Origin of the sequence: Pseudomonas sp. BE134 (assembly GCF_031456105.1) — a bacterium.
Lineage (GTDB): Bacteria > Pseudomonadota > Gammaproteobacteria > Pseudomonadales > Pseudomonadaceae > Aquipseudomonas.
This window is the reverse complement of record NZ_JAVDUA010000024.1, coordinates 12,457-30,720: the sequence shown is the minus strand read 5'-3', so window position 1 is coordinate 30,720 and position 18,264 is coordinate 12,457. Positions and strand designations below refer to the sequence as shown.

At 59.5% G+C, this 18,264-nt stretch carries 14 protein-coding genes; 8 read left to right on the top strand and 6 right to left on the bottom strand.

Going from position 1 to position 18,264, the window contains the following annotated elements; all coding sequences use genetic code 11:
* Positions 1–65 precede the first annotated feature (65 nt).
* Complete coding sequence (locus tag J2Y56_RS19605) at positions 66–989, top strand: LysR family transcriptional regulator (RefSeq protein WP_310337516.1); 924 nt, start codon at positions 66–68, stop codon at positions 987–989.
* 183 nt (positions 990–1,172) lie between these two features.
* Here J2Y56_RS19605 and J2Y56_RS19600 read toward each other — a convergent pair whose 3' ends face one another.
* Positions 1,173–1,913 carry a phosphoadenylyl-sulfate reductase gene (locus J2Y56_RS19600; protein ID WP_310352115.1) on the bottom strand — a complete coding sequence of 247 codons (741 nt, stop codon included), beginning with the start codon at positions 1,911–1,913 and terminating at the stop codon, positions 1,173–1,175.
* Positions 1,914–2,086: 173 nt separating this feature from the next.
* Here J2Y56_RS19600 and thrH point away from each other — a divergent pair, with 173 nt between their 5' ends.
* Positions 2,087–2,704 carry a bifunctional phosphoserine phosphatase/homoserine phosphotransferase ThrH gene (thrH, locus tag J2Y56_RS19595; RefSeq protein WP_310337477.1) on the top strand — a complete coding sequence of 206 codons (618 nt, stop codon included), beginning with the start codon at positions 2,087–2,089 and terminating at the stop codon, positions 2,702–2,704.
* Positions 2,705–2,762: 58 nt separating this feature from the next.
* Here the strand turns inward: thrH and pabB are convergent, their stop codons facing one another.
* The 4 genes from pabB to J2Y56_RS19575 form a co-directional block, all read right to left on the bottom strand.
* Positions 2,763–4,100: an aminodeoxychorismate synthase component I gene (gene pabB, locus J2Y56_RS19590; RefSeq protein WP_007944506.1), complete on the bottom strand. Its 1,338-nt coding sequence runs from the start codon at positions 4,098–4,100 to the stop codon at positions 2,763–2,765.
* Between the two features lie 189 nt (positions 4,101–4,289).
* Entirely contained in the window at positions 4,290–5,276 is a 987-nt protein-coding gene (locus tag J2Y56_RS19585; protein WP_310352113.1) for an alpha-L-glutamate ligase-like protein, read from the bottom strand.
* Positions 5,276–6,811 carry an inactive transglutaminase family protein gene (locus J2Y56_RS19580; RefSeq protein ID WP_007944508.1) on the bottom strand — a complete coding sequence of 512 codons (1,536 nt, stop codon included), beginning with the start codon at positions 6,809–6,811 and terminating at the stop codon, positions 5,276–5,278. Before J2Y56_RS19580 ends, J2Y56_RS19585 begins: the two co-directional genes overlap by 1 nt.
* A gap of 5 nt (positions 6,812–6,816) precedes the next feature.
* The gene (locus J2Y56_RS19575; protein ID WP_007944509.1) at positions 6,817–7,353 is read right to left on the bottom strand and encodes an ATP-dependent zinc protease; all 537 of its coding nucleotides are present in this window, start codon (positions 7,351–7,353) and stop codon (positions 6,817–6,819) included.
* 301 nt (positions 7,354–7,654) lie between these two features.
* Between J2Y56_RS19575 and J2Y56_RS19570 the strand changes: the two genes are divergently transcribed.
* The 5 genes from J2Y56_RS19570 to prpF all read left to right on the top strand — a co-directional run bounded on the left by J2Y56_RS19570 (position 7,655) and on the right by prpF (position 14,652).
* A complete protein-coding gene (locus J2Y56_RS19570; RefSeq protein ID WP_405046871.1) occupies positions 7,655–8,371 on the top strand; it encodes a GntR family transcriptional regulator in 717 nt (238 codons plus the stop codon).
* The gene (gene prpB, locus J2Y56_RS19565; RefSeq protein ID WP_007944511.1) at positions 8,368–9,258 is read left to right on the top strand and encodes a methylisocitrate lyase; all 891 of its coding nucleotides are present in this window, start codon (positions 8,368–8,370) and stop codon (positions 9,256–9,258) included. Before J2Y56_RS19570 ends, prpB begins: the two co-directional genes overlap by 4 nt.
* Positions 9,259–9,463: 205 nt before the next feature.
* Positions 9,464–10,591: a 2-methylcitrate synthase gene (prpC, locus tag J2Y56_RS19560; protein WP_310352109.1), complete on the top strand. Its 1,128-nt coding sequence runs from the start codon at positions 9,464–9,466 to the stop codon at positions 10,589–10,591.
* A 209-nt stretch (positions 10,592–10,800) separates the two neighbouring features.
* Complete coding sequence (acnD, locus tag J2Y56_RS19555) at positions 10,801–13,395, top strand: Fe/S-dependent 2-methylisocitrate dehydratase AcnD (protein ID WP_007944513.1); 2,595 nt, start codon at positions 10,801–10,803, stop codon at positions 13,393–13,395.
* A 66-nt stretch (positions 13,396–13,461) separates the two neighbouring features.
* Complete coding sequence (gene prpF, locus J2Y56_RS19550; RefSeq protein WP_310352105.1) at positions 13,462–14,652, top strand: 2-methylaconitate cis-trans isomerase PrpF; 1,191 nt, start codon at positions 13,462–13,464, stop codon at positions 14,650–14,652.
* Between the two features lie 198 nt (positions 14,653–14,850).
* Here the strand turns inward: prpF and J2Y56_RS19545 are convergent, their stop codons facing one another.
* Positions 14,851–15,669 (bottom strand): pyruvate, water dikinase regulatory protein, encoded by an 819-nt coding sequence (locus J2Y56_RS19545; protein ID WP_007944515.1) that lies wholly within the window; start codon positions 15,667–15,669, stop codon positions 14,851–14,853.
* A 174-nt stretch (positions 15,670–15,843) separates the two neighbouring features.
* Here J2Y56_RS19545 and ppsA point away from each other — a divergent pair, with 174 nt between their 5' ends.
* Positions 15,844–18,219, top strand: a complete 2,376-nt coding sequence (ppsA, locus tag J2Y56_RS19540; RefSeq protein ID WP_007944516.1) for a phosphoenolpyruvate synthase — start codon at positions 15,844–15,846, stop codon at positions 18,217–18,219.
* Positions 18,220–18,264: the final 45 nt, after the last annotated feature.

Here is an 18,264-nt window from a genome sequence, read left to right as displayed (position 1 = left end):
GATTACATGCTGGGTAGACGGTAATTGCGATAGTCTGTGTAAACCAGAAGTTTATAGTGACGCTTATGGAAACCTTCAGCAGTATCGAATGCTTCGTGCGCAGCGCCGAGGTTGGCAGCTTTGCCGAGGCCGCCCGGCGGTTGAGCCTGACACCGGCCGCTGTGGGCAAGAGTGTTGCCAAACTTGAGGCGCGGCTCGGTGTGCGGCTGTTTCAACGCAGCACCCGCAGCCTGACGCTGACGGAGGCCGGTCAGCTGTTTCTTGGCGAGGTCAGTACCAGCCTGCACACGATCCAGAATGCCGTCGCCAATCTGGCCAGCGCCGAAGGGCGACCGGCGGGGACGTTGAAGGTGAGCATGGGCACGGTGTTCGGACGTCTGTATATCGTGCCGTTGCTGGGGGAGTTTTTGCAGCGGTTTCCGGCGATCAATCCGGACTGGCACTTCGATAACCGGCAGGTCGATTTGATCGCGCAGGGGTTCGACGCGGCCATCGGCGGTGGTTTCGAATTGCCCCAAGGTGTGGTGGCGCGCAAATTGACACCGGCGCACCGGGTATTGGTGGCGTCAGCCGGGTATCTGGAGGCGCAGCACGTCATCGCCGAGCCTGATGATCTCAAACATCACGATGGTATTCTGATTCGTTCGCCGCAGACCGGCCGGGTGCGTTCCTGGCAGTTGACCAGCCGTACGCAGCAGCACAGTCCATTGACGCTGAAGGCGCGAATGACCATGAGCGATTCGGAAGCCGCGTGTGCGACAGCGGCTCAAGGGCTGGGGATTGCGCTGGTGAGCATGCCGTTCGCTTCGGGTTATCTGGAAAACGGGCAGCTACAACGAGTGTTGCCGGACTGGTACGTCGACGATGGCAATATTTCGATCTATTACGTGGAACACAAACTGTTGCCGGGCAAGACCCGGGCGTTTGTGGATTTCATCATCGAGCAGTTTGCGGAGCAGGGGTTGGGGCAGAGGTTTAGTGCGGTGTGAGTTCGGCTTGGGACCGAAGTGCTGCCATCGCGGGCAAGCCACGCTCCCACAATGGATTTGTGGCGCTCACAAATCCCCTGTGGGAGCGGGTTTGCCCGCGATGAACGATAACGCGGTCTACCGTCCCAACCGCCCCGGCCAGCCAATAATGTGCTCCCGCCGGGGGAAATCAAAAGACTGGGATCAGTCCTTGGACTTGCCGATGATGTTGCCCGCATGTAACCCGCATTCTTTCTGCGTTGCCTCTTCCCACCACCAGCGACCTTCGCGTTCATGCTGATTCGGCAGCACTGGGCGGGTGCAGGGTTCGCAGCCAATGCTGATGAACCCGCGCTCATGCAGGCTGTTGTAGGGCAGCTCCAGCATGCGGATGTAGCCCCAGATTTCTTCGCTGGTCATCTGCGCCAGCGGATTGAACTTGTACAGGGTGCGTTCCGGGGTGGAGAACGCGGTGTCGATTTCCAGCACGGCGACGGCGCTACGGGTGCCGGGGCTCTGGTCGCGGCGCTGGCCGGTGGCCCAAGCGGTGACGCCGGACAACTTGCGGCGCAGCGGCTCGATCTTGCGGATGCCGCAGCATTCGCCATGGCCGTCCTTGTAGAAGCTGAACAGGCCCTTTTCCTTCACGAACGGTTCAAGTTTCGTGTAGTCCGGCGACACCAGTTCGATGTCGATCTTGTAGTGCTCGCGCACCTGATCGATGAAGCGGTAGGTTTCCGGGTGCAAGCGGCCAGTGTCGAGGCTGAACACCTTGACGTTCTTGTTCAGCTTCCAGGCCATGTCTACCAGCACCACGTCTTCGGCGCCGCTGAAAGATATCCACAGGTCATCGCCAAACTCGGCGAACGCGAGTTTCAGGATGTCCTGGGCGGATTTATGGGCATAGGTCGTGGCGAGTTCCACGACGTCGAACGTTGGGCTCATCAGGGCGGCTTCCTACAGGTCGGTGGCGCTGGGCGCTCTATATGGTCCGGATGGTAACAAAATCCTGCTGTCGCTGGCGCGCCCTCTGCGTTGCGCCGGTCAGCCTGAATCGCTAGAGTTCGGCAGTCTTTTTACTCGCTCGACTCAATAATCAATACAAATGGGAGTGTCTTGTGGAAATTGCCTGTCTGGATCTTGAAGGTGTACTGGTCCCGGAAATCTGGATCGCTTTCGCCGAAAAAACCGGGATCGAATCGCTCCGTGCCACCACTCGGGACATTCCCGATTACGACGTACTGATGAAGCAACGTCTGCGAATCCTCGACGAACACGGCTTGAAACTCACCGATATTCAGGAAGTGATTGCCACGCTCAAACCACTCGATGGCGCCATTGAGTTCGTCAATTGGCTGCGTGAGCGCTTTCAGGTGGTGATTCTGTCGGACACGTTCTACGAGTTTTCCCAGCCGCTGATGCGTCAACTGGGCTTCCCGACGTTGCTCTGCCACCGTCTGATTACCGACGAAACCGGTCGAGTGACCAGCTATCAGCTGCGTCAGAAAGATCCCAAGCGTCAGTCGGTCTTGGCCTTCAAGAGCCTTTACTACCGGGTGATCGCGGCGGGGGATTCTTACAACGACACCACGATGCTGGGTGAGGCGGATGCCGGGATTCTGTTCCATGCGCCGGACAATGTGATCCGCGAGTTCCCGCAGTTCCCGGCCGTGCACACCTTTGAAGAACTGAAGCAGGAGTTCATCAAGGCTTCGAATCGGGCTTTGAGTTTGTAACGATTCCAGCTGATCGTTCCCACGCAGAGCGTGGGAACGATCATTCAGAAGCTCGGCTTTAGAGATTTTGCAGGGTATCGAGCAGGACTTTTACCTTGGTAATTGATTCCTGATACTCAGCCTGCCATTCGGAATCGGCGACAATCCCGCCACCACCCCAGCAACACACCTGTCCATCCTTGACCAGCAAGCTGCGAATCGCGATGGAACTGTCCATCTCGCCACGCACATCCAGATACAGCAGTGACCCGCAGTACAACCCGCGCCGGGTCGGCTCCAGCTCATCAATGATCTGCATCGCACGAATCTTCGGCGCACCGGTGATCGAGCCGCCGGGGAAGCTGCCGGCGATCAGGTCCAGCGCATCTCGCTCATCGGCCAGTTCACCGGTCACGCTGCTCACCAGGTGATGCACATTCGGATAGCTTTCCAGGCTGAACAGCTCCGGTACCCGTACCGAGCCGATGCGGCAGGTACGGCCCAAGTCATTACGCAGCAGGTCGACAATCATCAGGTTTTCCGCACGATCCTTTGGGCTGGCCAGCAGTTCGGCGGCGTTCGCGGCATCTTCGGCAGCAGTCAGGCCGCGCGGGCGGGTGCCTTTGATCGGGCGGGTTTCCACATGACGTTCGCTGACTTTGACGAAGCGTTCCGGAGACAGGCTCAGCACCGCACCACCCTCGGGGAGGCTCTGGAAACCGGAAAAGGGTGTTGGGCAGGCGGCTCGCAGCGCGACATACGCCGACCATGGATCGCCTTTGCACTCGGCGCGGAAACGTTGGGCGAAGTTGACCTGGTAGCAGTCACCGGCCTGGATGTAGTTTTGAATACGTTCCAGCGCCTGGCGATACTCTTCGGTGCTCAGATCGGCGCTCATCGGCGTTGTCAGCTTGAAGGGTTCAAGGACTTCAGCCGTCACCTGAGTGAACAGTGTGATCAGGCGCTCGCGGCCGCTTTCAATCAACGACGGGTGAAAGACCAATTGACTGGTCTTCACGTGGTGATCGCTGATCAAGGCCCAGTCGTATATCCCGAAACGCGCGTCGGGTAAGTGCAGGTCGTCTTGCGCCTGAGTCGGCAGATGCTCCAGGTGCCGACCGAAATCGTAGCTCAGATAACCGATCAGGCCGCCGGCGAAGGGCAGTTCGTCAGGAACAGCCGCTTTACCGAGTCGTGTCAGCTGGTCGCGCAAACGTTGCAGGAAATCGCTGCCGCTTTCGTCAGGCAGCACCGCCAATTGCTCCAGCGGCCAGGCGCTGAGCAGATCAAAACGGCCACGCTCGGCATTCGGCCGGCCACTGTCGAGCAGCACGGCACCGGGAGCATGACGAATCGCCGCGAAGTACTCGGCGGGGTTGGCGCGATAAGGGAGCGGGTGTACAGAACAGGTCAACATGGGCGGGGCAGATCAGCCATCGAGGCGGGGTGGCGATTGTAGTCCTCTGCAGGATTTGCTCCTAGAGGGGATTGATCGTTCCCACGCTCTGCGTGGGAATGCATCCTCTGACGCTCCGCGTCACAGGCGAACGCAGAGCGTCCGTGGCGGCGTTACCACGCAGAGCGTGGGAACGATCAACTATAAGGATCAGCCCTCAACCGCCGGAATATGCCCAAACATTTCCTGTGTAAACGCCACTCGCTCGTTCACCGTTTCGGTAACCCCGCGAGCCTTCAATTCTTCCATTCGCGCTTCGACCGCATGGGTACGCAAGGTCAGGCCGCAGTCGTTGGCGATTTGAATGTTCAACCCCGGCCGGGCATTGAGCTCAAGGATCAGCGGACCTTTTTCCTGGTCCAGGACCATATCGACGCCTATGTAACCCAGCCCGCACAGCTCATAACAGCCGGCGGCGAGTTTCATGAAACCGTCCCAGTAGGGCAGTTGCACGCCGTCGACGGCATTGGTGGTGTCCGGGTGTTTGGTGATGATGTTGTTCAGCCACGTACCGCGCAGTGTTTCCCCGGTCGCAAGGTCGACGCCGACGCCGATGGCGCCCTGGTGCAGGTTGGCCTTGCCGCCGGATTGTCGGGTCGGCAGACGCAACATGGCCATCACCGGGTAGCCCATCAGCACAATGATGCGAATGTCCGGCACACCTTCATAGCTGATGCTCTTGAAGATCTGGTCCGGGATCACCCGGTATTCGATCAGCGCGCGGTCGCGGTGACCGCCCAGGGAATAAAGGCCGGTGAGGATGCTGGAGACATGGTGCTCGATTTCCTCATGGCTGATGATCTTGCCGGACACCGTGCGGTAGCGGCCCTCGAAACGGTCGGCAATCACAATGATGCCGTCGCCGCCCGCGCCCTGGGCCGGTTTGATCACGAAGTCGGTGCGCCCGCCGATGATCTCGTCGAGGTTGTCGATTTCCTTCTCGGTAGAAATCACGCCATACAGTTCCGGCACGTGAATGCCGGCAGCAATGGCGCGCTCCTTGGTGATGATCTTGTCATCGACAATCGGGTACAGGCTGCGCTGGTTGTACTTGAGTACGTAGTCCGCGTTGCGCCGATTGATCCCCATGATGCCCCGGGCTTCCAGGGCCTTCCAGGTCTTCCAGAAACCGAACATCAGGCGTCAGCCTTCTTCAGGAACGCCTTGAAACGCACCAGTTCGGTCAGGCGGTAACCGCGATAGCGACCCATCGCCAGCATGAAGGCCACCAGGATCAGCAGGATCGCCGGGAAGGTGAACACAAAGTACACCAGCTCCGGCACGGTCATGATCAAGTGCGCCAGGGACGCGGCGAACAGGGTGCCGATGGCCACCTTCATGGCAAAGCCCGAGCCGCGTTCTTCCCAAGTGATCGACAGGCGTTCGATGGTCATCGTCAGAATCACCATAGGGAACAGCGCCACCGACAACCCGCGCTCCAGGCCGAGTTTATGGCTGAACAGGCTGATGGCCGCAATCAGTACCACCACGAAGGTCAGTACCACCGACAGTCTCGGCAGCATCTGCAACTTCAGGTGTTCGAGGTAGGAACGCAGCGAGAGCCCCAGCGCCGTGATGATCGTAAACAATACGATACCGAAGCCGAGCTGGGTTTCGCGGAAGGCGAGGGCGATCAGCACCGGGGTAAAGGTACCGAGTGTCTGAATGCCGATCAGGTTGCGCAGGATCAGGATCACCAGCACGCCAATCGGGATCATCACCATGATCATGAACGTCTGCTGGGTTTGCAGCGGCAGGCCATACAGCGAGTATTCAAGGAAGTTGGCGTCGGTGTTTTCATCGGTCAGCTTGGCCAGGCGAATGGCGTTCATTTCGCTGTTGTTCAGGCTGAACGTCACGCTGGCTTTTTTGCCACCATCGACCGTGATCAGGTTTTCGTCGCCGGTCCACCAGAGCAAGCGGTCGGTCGGCAGGCCTTGTTCACCGGTTTCCGGGTTGAAGTAGAGCCAGTCGGTGCCGTTGAAACTGCGCAACCACAGCTCAGGCACTTGCGGCTGGTCGGCCACCAGACGAACGGTATGGACCTTTTCCACCGGCACGTGGGCGATGGACAGGACCAGCTCGATGATTTTGGCTTTGTTCGCACTGGACGGATCGCCGGCCAGCAGCAGTTTCACATTGTCGTCGCTGAGGTTGTTGACCCGCTTGATCGCCTCGCCAATGAAGGTTTCGACGTCGGCCGAGTGCTGGCGAATCGGTGCGAGCAGGGCTTCGGCGGCGAGTTTTTCCGGGCCTTCGATCGCGATGCTGTCGCGGAAGGTCGGGCCTTTGACTTTGGATTTTTCGCCGGAGTAACGCTTGGTCAGCACCAGGCGGTAATACAGGGTCTGGTTGCCCTTGGCCCGGCGCGCCGACCAGGTGACCTTGCGGTTGCCGTCGACACGGTTCACCGCCACGCCGTAATTATTGGAGATGAAGCTTTCGTTGAGGCTGACGAAGTCGCGGCTCAGCGGCGGCACGAACATCTGGATCTTGACCGGGTCCTTGGCACTGGCGACGAACTCGACCTTGGCGTCGATGTTCCACAAGTCGTCGGTGGCGTCTTCGGTCACGGGAATGCCGAGCACGAAGATCTGATAGGCCGTAACTGAAATGCCCAGTACCACCAGGATGGCGATCAGCATTTTCAGATGGAGGGTAAGAGAGCGCATTGGAATTACTCTGCGGTATGAGCGTCGGTGGCGCAGGCGGGTTTGCCAGCAGCGTATTTAAGACTGGGGTCGACCAGCGCGTCGAAGCGTTTGAGCGCTTCGGAGCCGATCAACAACGGGTATTGGAAAGCGCTGCGGTCGGTCAGGTTCACTTCGATGCTGCGTAAAGCCGAGCCCATGCAAATGTCCAGCTCGATCACCGGACGGGCCGTGTACTTCTTGCCTTCTTCCGGGTCGTAGTCGCCGGCCCGGCGCTTGATCTTGCTGACCCGGGCCAGTGGGCGTTCGATCGGGTGCGAATGGGCGGCGTCGATGGCCAGGTAAAAGCGCACCCAGGACTCCCCGTTGCGTTTGAAGCGTTTGATGTCGCGGGCACTCAGAGAAGCGGTCTTCGCTCCGGTGTCGAGTTTGGCCGCGACTTCAAGGTTGATGCCATTCAGGGACGCGTACTCGTTGAGGCCGTACACCGTCTTTTCCCCAGCCGCGGCAAAACCGGGCAGACAAAGGAGATAAAGGAATGTCGGGAAGGGCTTGAGTCTCATAAATCCTGGCGTGCAGCGGTCCGTACTTCGATTCAAGGCCCTGGCATTGCTGCACAAGTTCCCTCGTATGCCTGTCAGCTATTAATGACAAGCCGTGCAGATGCCACAAACAAATGCGGGCGGCATTCTAGCACGGTGGATTGATGGCGCCAGCGCTGGCAGGCGGCTATAACCCCTGTTCTGCTTTGTTATGGAGCGACTGGTTATTAGACGATTGTCGACAATATCGAATTAACCTTTGACTGCGCGCCCTGTTTTCGCTAGTTTTTGCGCCATCAGCTTTCAAGGTGTCGACAATATGCTGGATCAACTGGATCCCCCGCTCACTACCCAAGACGATTCGGAGACACTTTCCGAAAACGTCTTTCGGCGTATTCAAGCGGCCATCGTCAAGGGCGAGATCGCCCCGGGCAGCAAGATCTCCGAGCCAGAGCTGGCGCGCATCTACGGCATCAGCCGAGGGCCGCTGCGTGAGGCGATCCATCGTCTGGAAGGCCAGCGCCTGCTGGTGCGCGTGCCGCATGTTGGGGCGCGGGTGGTTTCGCTGAACCATGCCGAGTTGCTGGAACTCTACGAAATCCGTGAGTCCCTGGAAGGCATGGCCTGCCGCTTGGCCGCCGAGCGTATGACCCTCGAAGAAATCGACGAACTGCGCCGTGTCCTCGAAACCCACGAACGCGATGAGGCGTTTCGGGCCGGACTGGGCTACTACCAGCAGGAAGGCGATTTCGACTTTCATTACCGAATCATCCAGGGCAGCGGCAACCGCACGCTGACCCAAATGCTCTGCGGCGAGCTGTATCAATTGGTGCGCATGTACCGCATCCAGTTTTCCACCGTACCTAATCGCCCGCACCAGGCATTTGCCGAGCACCACCGAATTCTCGATGCCATCGCCGACCGTGACGGTGAACTGGCCGAGTTGTTGATGCGCCGTCACATCGGCGCCTCCAAACGCAATATCGCCCGTCATTACCAGGACGGCGCCAACCCGACAGCCAAACGAGGTGAGTCATGAGTTTGAACAAGAGCACTCCAGGCCAGCGTTTCCGCGATGCGGTCGCCAGCGAGCATCCATTGCAAGTGGTCGGCGCAATCAACGCCAACCACGCGTTGCTGGCCAAGCGCGCCGGTTTCAAGGCGATCTACCTGTCGGGTGGCGGCGTAGCTGCCGGCTCCCTCGGTTTGCCGGACCTGGGCATCACCGGCCTGGATGACGTGCTGACCGACGTGCGTCGCATCACCGACGTCTGCGACCTGCCACTGCTGGTGGACGTGGACACCGGTTTCGGTTCCTCGGCGTTCAACGTCGCCCGCACCGTGAAGTCGATGATCAAGTTCGGCGCTGCGGCGATTCACATCGAAGACCAGGTCGGCGCCAAGCGTTGCGGCCACCGCCCTAACAAAGAAATCGTTACCCAGCAGGAAATGGTCGACCGCATCAAGGCCGCAGTGGATGCGCGTACCGATGACAGCTTCGTGATCATGGCTCGTACCGATGCCCTGGCGGTCGAAGGTCTGGAATCTGCCCTGGATCGCGCTGCTGCGTGCATCGAGGCGGGCGCCGACATGATTTTCCCGGAAGCCATCACCGAACTGGACATGTACAAGCTGTTCGCCAGCCGTGTGAAAGCGCCGATCCTGGCCAACATCACCGAGTTCGGCGCGACGCCTCTGTACACCACCGAGCAACTCGCCGCTGTCGACGTGTCGCTGGTGCTGTACCCGCTGTCGGCCTTCCGTGCCATGAACAAGGCGGCGGAAAACGTCTACAACGCGCTGCGCCGCGATGGCACCCAGGCGAATGTCATCGACACCATGCAGACCCGCATGGAGCTTTACGATCGCATCGACTACCACACCTTCGAGCAGAAGCTCGATGCGTTGTTCGCCGCGAAGAAGTAATGAAGAACGCATTCCTGTAGCAGCTGCCGAGCCCGCGAGGCTGCGTCCGAGGCCGAAGGACTTGCAAAAGTCTGGCGGCCGATTTAGCGACTGCTACGCAGCCGAACGCTGCCTCGCGGTGCTCGACAGCTGCTACAAGTGTGCGATGTAAATCTGAAAGAAATTGCAGATTCCCAAACAAATTCAAGAAATACTGGAGACAGCAATGGCCGAAGCAAAAGTACTCAGTGGCGCCGGGCTCCGTGGCCAGGTTGCCGGGCAAACCGCACTGTCCACTGTGGGCCAATCGGGCGCAGGCCTGACCTATCGTGGCTACGACGTTCGTGAACTGGCGGCTGACGCTCAGTTCGAAGAAGTCGCTTACCTGCTGCTGTACGGCGAACTGCCGAGCAAAGCGCAACTGGCCGCTTACGTCGCCAAACTGAGCAAGCTGCGTGACCTGCCACAAGCCTTGAAAGAAGTGCTGGAACGCATCCCCGCCGACGCCCACCCGATGGACGTGATGCGTACCGGCTGCTCGTTCCTGGGCAACCTGGAACCGGAGAACGATTTCTCCGAGCAACACGACAAGACCGACCGTCTGCTGGCCGCATTCCCGGCGATCATGACCTACTGGTATCGCTTCAGCCACGACGGCAAGCGCATCAGCTGCGTGTCTGACGAACCGTCGATCGGTGGCCATTTCCTGCACCTGCTGCACGGTGAAAAGCCGAGCGAGTTGCACGTCAAGGTGATGAACGTTTCGCTGATCCTCTACGCAGAGCACGAGTTCAACGCGTCGACGTTCACCGCACGTGTTTGCGCGTCCACCCTGTCGGATCTGTTCTCTTGCATCACCGCCGCTATCGGCTCGCTGCGTGGTCCACTGCACGGCGGCGCCAACGAAGCAGCGATGGAAATGATCGAGCGCTTCAGCTCGCCGCAAGAGGCGATCGAAGGCACCCTCGGCATGCTTGAGCGCAAAGACAAGATCATGGGCTTCGGTCACGCGATCTATAAGGACAACGATCCGCGTAACGAAGTGATCAAGGGCTGGTCGAAAAAACTCGCTGAAGAAGTGGGCGACAAAGTCTTGTTCCCGGTCTCCGAAGCCATCGACAAGACCATGTGGGAACAAAAGAAACTGTTCCCGAACGCCGACTTCTACCATGCCTCGGCGTACCACTTCATGGGCATTCCGACCAAGTTGTTCACACCGATTTTCGTCTGCTCGCGCCTGACCGGTTGGGCTGCCCACGTGTTCGAACAACGTGCCAACAACCGCATCATCCGCCCGAGCGCCGAGTACACCGGCGTCGAACAGCGCAAGTTCGTGCCAATCGAACAACGCTGATCTGGAGGGCACTGACGCTGGATACTGAAGGAACCGAAAACCCTGTGGGAGCGAGACCGGCTTGCCGGCGATGACGGACTGACATTCACCATTGATGTCGACGGATACACCGCTATCGCGAGCAGGCTCGCTCCCACATTTGATCCGGTTTCAATTCAACTCCAGCGTCAGACGCCCCCTTTGTAACTACCGTGACCGAGTCCCTGACGATGAACACAGAATTTCGTAAACAGCTGCCCGGCAGCCATCTGGATTACTTCGACGTCCGCGCGGCAGTCGAAGCCATTGCCCCTGGCGCCTACGACACCCTGCCGTACACCTCGCGCGTGCTGGCGGAAAACCTTGTGCGTCGCTGTGACCCGGCCACGCTCACCGAATCCCTGAAGCAATTCATCGAACGCAAGCGCGACCTCGATTTCCCGTGGTTCCCGGCTCGCGTGGTATGCCACGACATTCTCGGCCAGACCGCACTCGTCGACCTCGCCGGCCTGCGTGATGCCATCGCCCTGCAAGGCGGCGACCCGGCGCAAGTGAACCCGGTCGTACCGACCCAATTGATCGTCGACCACTCGCTGGCCGTCGAGCGCGGTGGTTTTGATCCGGAGGCGTTCGAGAAGAACCGCGCCATCGAAGACCGCCGTAACGAAGACCGTTTCCACTTCATCAACTGGACCAAGAAGGCGTTCAAGAACGTCGACGTGATCCCGCCAGGCAACGGCATCATGCACCAGATCAACCTGGAGAAAATGTCTCCGGTGATCCAGGTACGTGACGGCGTGGCGTTCCCCGACACCTGCGTCGGCACCGACAGCCACACCCCGCACGTTGATGCGCTGGGCGTGATCGCCATTGGCGTGGGCGGTCTCGAAGCCGAGAGCGTGATGCTTGGTCGTGCCTCCTGGATGCGTCTGCCAGAAAGCGTCGGCGTCGAATTGACCGGCAAGCTGCAACCGGGCATCACCGCCACCGACATGGTGCTGGCGCTGACCGAGTTCCTGCGCAAGCAAAAAGTGGTTGGCGCATGGCTGGAGTTCTTCGGTGAAGGCGCTGCCGCGCTGACCCTCGGCGACCGCGCAACCATTTCCAACATGGCTCCGGAATACGGCGCCACTGCCGCGATGTTCTACATCGACCAGCAGACCATCGACTACCTCAAGCTCACTGGCCGTGAAGACGATCAGGTGCAGCTTGTGGAGCACTACGCCAAGACCACTGGCCTGTGGGCCGACAGCCTGAAGGGCGCGCAATACGAGCGCGGCTTGACCTTCGATCTGTCCACGGTCGTGCGCAACATGGCTGGCCCGAGCAACCCGCACGCTCGCGTGGCGGTTTCCGATCTGGCCGCCAAAGGCATTTCCGGCAAGTGGGACGACGTGCCTGGCCAAATGCCGGACGGCGCTGTGATCATCGCGGCCATCACCAGCTGCACCAACACCAGCAACCCGCGCAACGTGATCGCTGCCGGCCTGCTGGCGCGCAATGCCAACAAGCTCGGCTTGACCCGCAAGCCATGGGTGAAATCCTCCCTGGCACCGGGTTCGAAAACCGTCGCGCTGTATTTGGATGAAGCCGGTCTGACCGACGAACTGGAGCAACTGGGCTTCGGCGTCGTCGCCTTCGCCTGCACCACCTGCAACGGCATGTCCGGCGCACTGGACCCGGTGATCCAGCAAGAAATCATCGACCGCGACCTGTACGCCACTGCCGTCCTGTCCGGTAACCGCAACTTCGACGGCCGGATTCACCCGTACGCCAAGCAAGCGTTCCTCGCTTCGCCGCCGCTGGTGGTCGCTTATGCCATCGCCGGGACCATCCGGTTCGACATCGAAAAAGATGTGCTGGCTGTGGTCGATGGCAAGGAAATCCGCCTGAAAGACATCTGGCCAAGCGACGAAGAAATCGACGCCGTGGTCAAGGCATCGGTGAAGCCGGAGCAGTTCCGTCAGGTCTACATCCCGATGTTCGCCATCCACGAAGACACCGGCCCGAAAGTAGCGCCGCTGTACGAGTGGCGCGAGATGAGCACCTACATCCGCCGTCCGCCGTACTGGGAAGGCGCGTTGGCCGGGGCACGTCCGCTCAAGGGCATGCGTCCGTTGGCAGTACTGCCGGACAACATCACCACCGATCACCTGTCGCCGTCGAACGCGATCATGCTGGACAGCGCCGCCGGCGAATACCTGGCGAAAATGGGCCTGCCGGAAGAGGACTTCAACTCCTACGCGACTCACCGTGGTGACCACCTGACCGCACAACGTGCCACCTTCGCCAACCCGAAACTGTTCAACGAAATGGTTCTGGAAGACGGCAAGGTCAAGCAGGGTTCGCTGGCGCGCGTCGAGCCGGAAGGCAAAGTGATGCGCATGTGGGAAGCCATCGAAACCTACATGGACCGCAAGCAGCCGCTGATCATCATCGCCGGCGCCGACTACGGTCAGGGCTCGTCCCGCGACTGGGCGGCCAAAGGCGTGCGTCTGGCGGGTGTGGAAGCGATTGCCGCTGAAGGTTTCGAGCGCATTCACCGCACCAACCTGGTGGGCATGGGCGTGTTGCCGCTGGAGTTCAAAGCCGGCACCAACCGTCACACCCTGGCCATCGACGGCAGTGAAACCTACGACGTGATCGGCGAGCGCACACCGCGTGCCGAGCTGACGCTGGTGATCCATCGCAAGAATGGCGAACGCGTCGATGTGCCGGTGACCTGCCGCCTCGACACCGCTGAAGAAGTGTCGATCTATGAAGCCGGCGGCGTGTTGCAACGCTTTGCCCAGGACTTCCTCGAAGAGTCGGCAGTCGCCGTTTAACACACGCTGTACGGACACGGGACTTTAAGTCCCGTGTCTGTTTTCAAGGTAAGGAGTAACGAGCACATGGCTCACGCAGCTCAGATCAAAATCCCTGCCACCTACATGCGTGGCGGCACCAGTAAAGGCGTGTTTTTCAGCCTGAAAGACCTGCCAGAAGTGGCACAGATTCCCGGCCCGGCCCGCGATGCTTTGTTGCTGCGCGTGATCGGCAGCCCCGATCCGTACGACAAGCAAATCGACGGCATGGGCGGCGCAACCTCCAGCACCAGCAAAACCGTGATCCTGTCGAAAAGCCTCAAGGCTGATCACGACGTTGATTACCTGTTCGGTCAGGTGTCCATCGACAAGCCATTCGTGGACTGGAGCGGCAACTGCGGCAACCTGACGGCGGCGGTGGGTTCGTTTGCTGTCAGCAACGGCCTGGTGGATGCCAGCCGCATCCCGCATAACGGCGTAGCAATTGTTCGCGTTTGGCAGGCTAACATCGGCAAGACCATCATCGCCCACGTGCCGATCACCAACGGCGAAGTACAGGAAACCGGTGATTTCGAACTCGACGGCGTGACCTTCCCGGCCGCCGAAGTGCAAGTCGAATTCCTCGATCCTGCGGCAGAAGAGGAGGGCGGCGGTGGTTCGATGTTCCCCACTGGCAACCTGGTGGATGACCTCGAAGTACCCGGCGTCGGAACCTTCAAGGCGACCATGATCAATGCCGGCATCCCGACGATTTTCGTCAATGCCGAGGACATCGGTTACACCGGCACCGAGTTGCAGGGCGCGATCAACAGCGATCCGAAGGCGCTGGCGATGTTCGAGACGATCCGTGCTTATGGCGCATTGCGCATGGGCTTGATTTCGAACCTCGACGAAGCGGCCAAGCGTCAGCACACCCCTAAGGTGGCCTTCGTGGCCAAGCCGTCAGACTACGTGTCGTCCAGCGGCAAGGCGATTGCGGCGGGGGATGTCGACCTGCTGGTCCGTGCATTGTCGATGGGTAAATTGCACCACGCGATGATGGGCACGGCAGCCGTAGCCATCGGCACGGCAGCGGCGATTACCGGCACCTTGGTAAACCTCGCGGCAGGCGGTATTGAACGTAACGCTGTGCGCTTCGGCCATCCGTCGGGAACGTTGCGCGTTGGCGCCGAGGCCAGCCTCGTGAACGGTGAATGGACCGTGAACAAAGCCATCATGAGCCGCAGTGCGCGGGTATTGATGGAAGGTTTTGTCCGCGTCCCAGGCGACTCGTTCTAAGCCGGACAACAAACCCCTGTGGGAGCGAGCCTGCTCGCGATGAGGCCCTGACATTCAACATTGATGTAGTCAGGTTCACCGCTATCGCGAGGAGGCTCACTCCCACAGTCGATCTTCAGTTACACCAAGTAATGTGCGACTAAAAGTCACTGTGGGAGCGGGCTTGCCCGCGATGGCGATATAAGAGGTGACGCAGAACTACTTGAACCGCCGCTCCACGCCTTTCTCCACAAGAATTTTCGCGGAAATCTCTTCCACCGAAAAATGCGTGGAGTTGATGTGCGGGATGTTCTCGCGGCGGAACAGGTTTTCCACCTCGCGCACTTCAAACTCGCACTGGGCATAGCTTGAATAACGGCTGTTAGGCTTGCGCTCGTTGCGGATCGCGGTAAGGCGGTCCGGGTCGATGGTCAGGCCAAACAGTTTGTGTTGATGGGTGCGCAGGGCGCTTGGCAGGGTCAGGCGTTCCATGTCGTCTTCGGTCAGCGGGTAGTTGGCCGCGCGGATGCCGAATTGCATGGCCATGTACAGGCAGGTCGGGGTCTTGCCGCAACGCGATACGCCGACCAGGATCAAATCGGCCTTGTCGTAGTAGTGCGTGCGGGCGCCATCGTCGTTGTCGAGGGCGAAGTTCACCGCCTCGATGCGTTCCATGTAATTGGTGTTGGCGCCGATGGAGTGGGATTTGCCCACGGTGTAGGAAGAATGCTCGGTCAATTCCTGCTCAAGCGGTGCCAGGAACGTCGAGAAAATGTCGATCATGAAACCATTCGAAGTCGCGAGGATCTCACGGATGTCCTGATTGACGATGGTGTCGAAAATAATCGGCCGGAAACCGTCGGTTTCAGCGGCTTTGTTGATTTGTTGTACCATGGCCCGCGCTTTATCCACGTTATCGATGTACGGTCGCGTGAATTTGCTAAAGGTAATGTTTTCGAACTGCGCCAGGAGGCTTTGACCCAAAGTTTCGGCCGTGATGCCGGTACCGTCGGAAATAAAGAAAGCAGATCGTTTCATTTGCACCTTGGGCCTTAAGCTAATGACGAATCTTGGATATGATAGGCGCGGTTTGTCGGCCGCCAGTGGCCCGCATTCTCACTTATTTTCCAGGTCCAGGCCATACAGCCGCAAAACGCTCCTTTGAGCAGCCGGCTTCTGAGCTTTTCCAACACAGTTAGTGGAGAGATCACCTTGGTAGAGTACGTAGTTTCCCTCGATAAGCTCGGCGTCCATGATGTAGAGCACGTAGGGGGCAAGAACGCATCCCTGGGCGAGATGATCAGTAACCTTGCAGGTGCCGGTGTATCGGTGCCCGGTGGCTTCGCCACGACAGCTCAGGCTTATCGTGATTTTCTGGAACTGAGCGGTCTCAACGATCAGATCCACGCCGCCCTCGACGCCCTGGATGTCGACGATGTCAACGCCCTGGCCCGTACCGGCGCCCAGATCCGTCAATGGATCATGGAAGCCGAATTCCCCGAGAAGCTCAACGCCGAGATCCGCACTGCGTTCGCCACGCTGTCGGCCGGCAACCCTGACATGGCCGTGGCCGTTCGCTCTTCCGCTACCGCCGAAGACTTGCCGGACGCATCCTTCGCCGGCCAGCAGGAAACTTTCCTGAACATCCGTGGTGTCGAAAACGTTATTCGCGCCGCCAAAGAGGTGTTCGCTTCGCTGTTTAACGACCGTGCGATTTCCTACCGTGTGCACCAGGGCTTCGACCACAAGCTGGTGGCCCTGTCGGCTGGCGTTCAGCGCATGGTCCGCTCCGAGACCGGCACCGCCGGCGTAATGTTCACCCTCGACACCGAATCGGGTTTCCGTGACGTGGTGTTCATCACTGGCGCCTACGGCCTGGGTGAAACCGTCGTACAAGGCGCGGTGAACCCGGATGAGTTCTACGTGCACAAAGGTACGCTGGCTGCCGGTCGTCCGGCCATTCTGCGCCGCAACCTGGGCAGCAAAGCCATCAAGATGATCTACGGCGAAGTCGCCACGGCCGGTAAATCGGTCAAGACTATCGACGTCGACAAGGCTGATCGCGCTCGTTTCTGTCTGAGCGACGCTGAAGTCAGCGAACTGGCCAAACAAGCGATGATCATCGAGAAGCACTACAAGTGCCCGATGGACATCGAGTGGGCCAAAGACGGTGACGACGGCAAGCTCTACATCGTTCAGGCTCGTCCTGAAACCGTGAAGAGCCGCACCCAGGCCAACGTCATGGAGCGTTACCTGTTGAAAGAAACCGGCACCGTGCTGGTTGAAGGTCGCGCCATCGGCCAGCGCATCGGCGCCGGCAAGGTCCGCATCATCAAGGACGTGTCCGAGATGGACAAAGTCCAGCCGGGCGACGTTCTGGTTTCCGACATGACCGACCCGGACTGGGAACCGGTCATGAAGCGCGCCAGCGCCATCGTCACTAACCGTGGCGGTCGTACCTGCCACGCGGCAATCATCGCTCGCGAACTGGGTATCCCGGCCGTGGTCGGTTGCGGCAACGCCACCCAGCTGTTGAAAGACGGCCAAGGCGTGACGGTTTCCTGCGCTGAAGGCGACACCGGTTACATCTTCGAAGGCGAACTGGGCTTCGATATCAAGAAAAACTCCGTCGATGCCATGCCGGACCTGCCGTTCAAGATCATGATGAACGTCGGCAACCCGGACCGCGCCTTCGACTTCGCGCAACTGCCGAACGCCGGTGTGGGCCTGGCCCGCCTGGAATTCATCATCAACCGCATGATCGGTGTTCACCCCAAAGCGTTGTTGAACTACGACGGTCTGCCGCAAGACATCAAGGACAGCGTCGACAAGCGCATTGCCGGTTACAACGACCCGGTCGACTTCTATGTCGACAAACTGGTGGAAGGCATCAGCACCCTGGCGGCAGCGTTCACGCCGAAAAAGGTCATCGTGCGCCTGTCGGACTTCAAGTCCAACGAATACGCGAACCTGATCGGCGGCAAGCTCTACGAGCCGGAAGAAGAAAACCCGATGCTGGGCTTCCGTGGCGCTTCGCGTTACATCAGCGAATCGTTCCGCGACTGCTTCGAACTCGAATGCCGCGCCCTCAAGCGTGTGCGTAACGAGATGGGCCTGACCAACGTCGAAATCATGGTGCCGTTCGTCCGTACCCTGGGCGAAGCCAGCCAGGTGATCGATCTGCTGGCCGAAAACGGTCTGGCTCGCGGTGAAAACGGTCTGCGCATCATCATGATGTGCGAACTGCCGTCCAACGCGATCCTCGCTGAAGAATTCCTGGAATTCTTCGACGGTTTCTCGATTGGTTCCAACGACCTGACTCAGCTGACACTGGGCCTGGACCGTGATTCCGGCATCATCGCGCACCTGTTCGACGAGCGTAATCCGGCGGTCAAAAAGCTGCTGGCCAACGCTATCGCGGCCTGCAACAAGGCTGGCAAGTACATCGGCATTTGCGGTCAGGGTCCTTCGGACCACCCGGACCTGGCCAAGTGGCTGATGGAGCAGGGCATCGAAAGCGTTTCGTTGAACCCCGATTCCGTATTGGAAACCTGGTTCTTCCTGGCTGAAGGTCAGGCTTCGGCTTGATGTGAATGAAGCCCCGGTCAAGTGGCCGGGGCTTTGAGAGTGAAG

What these genes read in the sequence shown, in the direction of transcription:
- J2Y56_RS19545 (WP_007944515.1), bottom strand. Translation starts at nt 15,669, where the DNA reads ATGAAACGATCTGCTTTCTTTATTTCCGACGGTACCGGCATCACGGCC.
- J2Y56_RS19575 (WP_007944509.1), bottom strand. Translation starts at nt 7,353, where the DNA reads ATGAGACTCAAGCCCTTCCCGACATTCCTTTATCTCCTTTGTCTGCCC.
- acnD (WP_007944513.1), top strand. Translation starts at nt 10,801, where the DNA reads ATGAACACAGAATTTCGTAAACAGCTGCCCGGCAGCCATCTGGATTAC.
- prpF (WP_310352105.1), top strand. Translation starts at nt 13,462, where the DNA reads ATGGCTCACGCAGCTCAGATCAAAATCCCTGCCACCTACATGCGTGGC.
- J2Y56_RS19585 (WP_310352113.1), bottom strand. Translation starts at nt 5,276, where the DNA reads ATGTTCGGTTTCTGGAAGACCTGGAAGGCCCTGGAAGCCCGGGGCATC.
- prpB (WP_007944511.1), top strand. Translation starts at nt 8,368, where the DNA reads ATGAGTTTGAACAAGAGCACTCCAGGCCAGCGTTTCCGCGATGCGGTC.
- prpC (WP_310352109.1), top strand. Translation starts at nt 9,464, where the DNA reads ATGGCCGAAGCAAAAGTACTCAGTGGCGCCGGGCTCCGTGGCCAGGTT.
- pabB (WP_007944506.1), bottom strand. Translation starts at nt 4,100, where the DNA reads ATGTTGACCTGTTCTGTACACCCGCTCCCTTATCGCGCCAACCCCGCC.
- J2Y56_RS19600 (WP_310352115.1), bottom strand. Translation starts at nt 1,913, where the DNA reads ATGAGCCCAACGTTCGACGTCGTGGAACTCGCCACGACCTATGCCCAT.
- J2Y56_RS19605 (WP_310337516.1), top strand. Translation starts at nt 66, where the DNA reads ATGGAAACCTTCAGCAGTATCGAATGCTTCGTGCGCAGCGCCGAGGTT.
- J2Y56_RS19580 (WP_007944508.1), bottom strand. Translation starts at nt 6,811, where the DNA reads ATGCGCTCTCTTACCCTCCATCTGAAAATGCTGATCGCCATCCTGGTG.